At 80.0% G+C, this 1,497-nt stretch carries 1 pseudogene; it reads right to left on the bottom strand.

The annotated features are described in order from the left end of the window. Window positions 1-1,497 (bottom strand): annotated as a pseudogene (locus ACYVI6_RS18690) (hypothetical protein); the annotation flags it as partial.

The raw sequence follows: 1,497 nt of genomic DNA on the forward strand, positions 1-1,497 counted from the left end.
CGGCCGCCGACCAGGCGGCGGGTCCGAGCGCGGCGTGCAGCGCGCCGGGCACGAGCCGGGCCGGCCGCCCCGCCGGTTCCGACCCAGGGGTGGCCAGGCCCAGCGCCGCAGCGAGCGGCACGGGCACGCTGTGCAGCGTCGTCACCGGGTGCCCGCCGGCCGGCGCGGCGGGAGCCCAGGCGCCGCCCGGCAGCCGCAGCGCGTCGTGCAGGCGGGTGTCGCCGAGCAGCAGCAGCGACTCGCCGGACGTCACCTCCAGCGAGCTGACGCCCCGGGTCGCGTCGAGGGTGCTCGACCGGCCGGCGACCTCGAGGCTCAGCGTCGCGGCGACCTCACCCGACACGAACACGAGGTGGGGCACGCCGACGACGGCCGCGGCGGACGGTCCCGCCGTCAGCTGCCGGGCCCGCGCGTCGGTCGACCGCGACGACGACGTCAGCTCGGTGCCGGCCCGCACGTCGGCGTCCGCCACCACCCCGACCGGCCGCAGCGCCAGCAGCTGCGGCACCGAGCGCAGGTGCGTGCCGACCGTGCCGAGGTGCCGGTCGCCGATCGTCAGCCGGGGTCGCTCGAGCCCGGTCAGCACGCCGGACGCCGAGCGCGCGGTGGTCGCGACGGCGCCGTGGCCGCTGGCGGCGTCGATCGCCGGACCGGCCGCTCGCTGGTGACCGAACGCCCCCGCGTGCCGGCGCCGCACCTCGTCGAGCCCGTGGTGGTCGACGACGCCCTCGACCCGCGCCTCGACCGCCGCAGCCCAGCGCACCAGCTGGCGCGGCCCGAGCACGACCGACCGGGGCGCGTCGACCGGCCGCACGGGCTCCGACGTCAGCACGACCCGGTGCCGTTCGACGACCTCGGCCAGCACCGGCCCGGGTGAGCCGTCCGCGGTGGTGGCGTGCACCACCACCCGCAGCGCGAGGTGCTGCGGGACGCCGGCGCCGGTGCCCGCGGGCCGCGACGTCCCGCTGCTGACGGTGGCGGTGAGCGTCAGGCCGTTGTCCCCGCCCGCCCGCTGCCCCGGCGCCACCTGCAGCCCGCCGACCAGGATCACCGGCCCGACCGGCACCGGCACCGTCGCGCCGACGGGTGCGCGGACGGTGGAGCTCGACCCCTGGTAGCGCAGCAGCATCCCCGTGCCGGCGTCGACCCGCTCGCGCCCGGCGGCCGAGCGGGCCGGCGACCCGACGGCGCCCCGCTCGACGCGACCCGTCACGTGCAGCACGTGCTCGCCGACCGGCACCCAGGCGCCCGGCCCGGTGACCTCGCGCAGCTGGTGCACGACCGCCTGCGTCAGCGGGTCGGTGCCGTCCGGCACGGTGGCACCGGCCGCGGTCAGCGCCCGCCGTGCGTGCTCGGCGAGCGCCTCGGGGTGCGGCAGCTGCTGGAGCAGCCGCGACTCCTGGTGCTGGTCGAGCAGCGCGTGCAGCGCGGCGGTGTCCGCGGCGCCGGGGGTCTCGGGCAGCGGGCCGGCGCCACGGCGTCCGCGCAGGCCGCCGC

This window comes from Angustibacter aerolatus (assembly GCF_054776675.1).